Source organism: Streptomyces hirsutus (assembly GCF_001418415.1).
In the GTDB taxonomy this organism is placed as follows: Bacteria; Actinomycetota; Actinomycetes; order Streptomycetales; family Streptomycetaceae; genus Streptomyces; species Streptomyces hirsutus.
Map to the genome: position 1 here is coordinate 1 of NZ_LIQT01000749.1, position 1,485 is coordinate 1,485.

The 1,485-nt window shown below is 61.6% G+C and carries 1 protein-coding gene and 2 pseudogenes; all 3 read left to right on the top strand.

What is annotated here, in order from left to right; all coding sequences use genetic code 11:
• Nucleotides 1–130: 130 nt before the first annotated feature.
• A pseudogene (locus AOK11_RS46005) lies at nucleotides 131–341 on the top strand (CDP-alcohol phosphatidyltransferase family protein); the annotation flags it as partial.
• Nucleotides 342–343: 2 nt separating this feature from the next.
• Nucleotides 344–710 (top strand): annotated as a pseudogene (locus AOK11_RS46010) (CDP-alcohol phosphatidyltransferase family protein); the annotation flags it as partial.
• Nucleotides 711–825: 115 nt separating this feature from the next.
• Nucleotides 826–1,485: nucleotidyltransferase family protein (locus AOK11_RS38235; protein ID WP_157869550.1), on the top strand; the 660-nt coding region annotated here is incomplete at its 3' end.

Here is a 1,485-nt window from a genome sequence, read left to right on the forward strand (position 1 = left end):
GAGAGTAGGACGCCGCCGAACTCCTTTTAGAGCTCTGGCTCTTGGGCACGCAGCCCGAGAGCCAGAGCTTTTTTGTTTTGAGGTAAGGTCAATGAGCATCATCAATACGTTTCCCCCAGGAGGTCCCCGGGTGGAGGTCCAGGAGACTCGCGTCCAGACGGACCGTGTCCTCACCATCCCGAACATCCTCAGCATGGCGCGGCTTCTCGGCGTGCCTCTCTTCCTGTGGCTGATCCTCCGACCGGAGTTCGGTGGCCCGAAGAGCGACGGCTGGGCGCTCCTGGTGCTCGCTCTGAGCGGTGTCAGTGATTATCTGGACGGCAAGCTCGCGCGCCGCTGGANNTCCAGCGGCGGACCGGCTCTACATTCTTTCGACCCTTGTCGGTCTCACCTGGCGCGAGATTCTTCCGCTTTGGTTGACGGCCGTACTGTTGGCCCGTGAGCTGGTTCTCCTGGTGATGGTGGGCATCCTCCGGCGTCACGGCTATCCGCCCCCGCAGGTGAACTTCCTTGGGAAGGCAGCCACCTTCAACCTGATGTACGCTTTCCCGTTGCTTCTGCTCAGTGACGGTAGTGGTTGGATCTCGTCACTCGCTGCTATTTTCGGATGGGCGTTCGCCGGATGGGGTACAACCCTCTATTGGTGGGCAGGAGTCCTCTACGTGGTGCAGGTCCGCCGCCTGGTTCGTGCGGACGCCATGGCCGGCTGAACTCGCTGATTGGCACGCGCAACGTCGCGCGATGGCCCGCAGTGGAAAAGTGCGGGACAATCTTGACGGGTGAAGTCGGCTAGACCGTCGTCTCTTAGAGGAGGACGCTTCCGACATGAAGGCCGTCGTGATGGCCGGGGGCGAAGGCACGCGCCTTCGGCCTATGACCTCAAGCATGCCCAAGCCGCTCCTGCCGGTGGCCAACCAGCCGATCATGGAGCACGTTCTGCGGCTGCTCAAAAGGCACGGGCTCAACGAAACCGTTGTGACTGTCCAGTTCCTGGCGTCGCTCGTCAAGAACTATTTCGGTGACGGCGAAGAGCTCGGAATGGAGCTCACCTATGCCAATGAGGAGAAGCCACTCGGTACCGCAGGGAGCGTGAAGAACGCCGAGGAGGCACTGAAGGACGACACCTTCCTCGTCATCTCCGGCGACGCGCTGACGGATTTCGACCTGACCGAGCTGATCAACTTCCACAAGGAGAAGGGTGCGCTGGTCACGGTCTGTCTGACCCGGGTGCCCAATCCGCTGGAATTCGGTATCACCATCGTGGACGAGGAAGGCAAGGTCGAGCGCTTCCTGGAGAAGCCGACCTGGGGACAGGTCTTCTCCGACACGGTGAACACCGGGATCTACGTCATGGAGCCCGAGGTCTTCGACTACGTCGAGCCCGACGTGCCCGTCGACTGGTCCGGGGATGTCTTCCCGCAGCTGATGAAGGAAGGCAAGCCCATCTACGGCTTCATCGCCGAGGGCTACTGGGAGGACGTCGGC